Here is a 1,495-nt window from a genome sequence, read left to right as displayed (position 1 = left end):
GGGGGGGTGCCTCTATGTCTTTCGTCAAGCGAGGCGTGGGGTTCTGGGTTCGTAGAAGGTGCCGTCGCGGAGCATCGCGAACAGCACGTTGATTCGTTGTCGGGCCAGGCGGAGCAGTGCCTGGGTGTGGGTCTTTCCTCTGGCCCGGCATTTGTCGTAGTAGGTGCGGGAGGCGGGATCGTGCAGGGCTGCGAACGCGGACAGGAACATCGCCCGCTTGAGCTGCCGGTTGCCGCCTCTGGGTGCGTGTTCGCCGTGGATCGAGGTCCCGGAGGACTTGGTCGTGGGGGCGAGGCCGGCGTAAGAGGCCAGGTGGGCGGCGCTGGGAAAGCTGGTGCCGTCGCCGACGGTGACCAGCAGTGTGGCGGCGGTCCTGACGCCGACGCCGGGCAGCGACGTCAGGACCTTGGAAAGAGGGTGATCCTCCAGCAGGATCTCGATCTGAGCTTCCAGTGCTCGTCGCTGTTCGTGGACGGCGCCGAGCGAGCGGGCCAGCGACGGGATGACGATGTCGAGGGTGCCGGTGCCGGGAACGACGACGGTCTGCTCGTCGAGGGCGTCGAAGACGTCGTCGATGAGCCGCGCTGCCATGCGTGGGGCCTTGGGCCGTATGACTTCGACGAGTTTGCGGCGTCCGGCCTTTCGCAGGGCGGCGGGGGATCCGTAGCGTTCCAGCAGCCAGGTGACGGCCTGGTGGTCGAGCCGGGGGCCAAGAACGCGCTCCAGGCTGGGGTGGAACTGGGTGAGCAGGCCGCGGATCCGGTTGCTGGTGCGGGTGGCCTCGGCCGCGAGGTCCTGGTCGAAGCCGACCAGGACGGTCAGTTCGGCGGTGATCTCGTCGGTCAGTTCCAGCGAGCGCAGCGTGTGCGGCATCGTCCTCCCGGCGTCGGCGATCACGGCCGCGTCGCGGGCGTCGGTCTTCGCCTCGCCCGGATACAGGTCGGCGATCCGGCGCATGGCCAGGCCAGGCAGGTAGGCGACCTGGCAGCCCGCGTCCCGGGCGACCGTGAGCGGGAGGGCTCCGATCGAGGCGGGCTGGTCCACGATCACCAGCACGGTGCCGAACTTGGTCTTCAGCTTGGTGAAGACCTCCCGCAGTTTGGGTTCGGTGTTGGGCAGCTGCTTGTCGAAGACCTTCTTGCCGGCCGGGGTGAGCCCGTGCCCATGATGGTTCGTCTTGCCGACGTCCAGGCCCAGGAAGACGCCCACGTCGTCGATCTCGTCCAACCCATCCTCCCGAACGGGGATCGTGCGGTGCTGGCCAGGGCGTTGGCGTCGTATGCGCGCATCCACGTTATGCAGACCTGCCGCCCGCAAGCGGCCAGGCATTGCGCCAGGCCAGGCGGTAGTCGGACCTCTCATCAGCGTCTCCAACGGCGCCTCTCGGGCCCGGTGACACCACCCCCCAGGTCATCCGTTCGACAGGGGGGAACAGTCATGCCGGGCCCGGAGGCCAGCGGTCCTCTTGCAGGACCGCGGAAAACATAACGGGGGG

At 68.3% G+C, this 1,495-nt stretch carries 1 protein-coding gene; it reads right to left on the bottom strand.

Translation table 11 applies throughout. The annotated features are described in order from the left end of the window. Nucleotides 1-24: 24 nt before the first annotated feature. Nucleotides 25-1,227 carry an IS110 family RNA-guided transposase gene (locus IO33_RS0141825; RefSeq protein ID WP_031174311.1) on the bottom strand — a complete coding sequence of 401 codons (1,203 nt, stop codon included), beginning with the start codon at nucleotides 1,225-1,227 and terminating at the stop codon, nucleotides 25-27. Between the last annotated feature and the right edge of the window lie 268 nt (nucleotides 1,228-1,495).

Origin of the sequence: Streptomyces durhamensis (assembly GCF_000725475.1) — a bacterium.
Classification (GTDB): Bacteria; Actinomycetota; Actinomycetes; order Streptomycetales; family Streptomycetaceae; genus Streptomyces; species Streptomyces filipinensis.
Note: the sequence above shows the minus strand (reverse complement) of the source record. Positions and strands in the feature narration are given on the sequence as shown.